The 250-nt window shown below is 36.4% G+C and carries 1 pseudogene; it reads left to right on the forward strand.

What is annotated here, in order from left to right:
- Positions 1 to 29: 29 nt before the first annotated feature.
- A pseudogene (locus ACTHS3_RS18310) lies at positions 30 to 250 on the forward strand (hypothetical protein); the annotation flags it as partial.

Here is a 250-nt window from a genome sequence, read left to right on the forward strand (position 1 = left end):
TATCAGCAAATTATGGAGGATATTTAAGTATGATGAAGAAAGTATTTATCTTTTCGGCTGCAATAGCGTTATCCGGTTGTTTTGCCGGGAAACATAAAGTTCAGGTATTACCGGATGCAGAATTAAATAAGCCATATTTCATAGAATTTAATGTGGCCAATCAAGCTACTTATCCCGATAAATTCAGAGTAAAAATGGATCCTCCGAATTCGGGGTTAACTGTAAAGCCCATCGATAAGTGGTATGATAC

The organism is Neisseria sp. P0009.S007, from assembly GCF_051962515.1.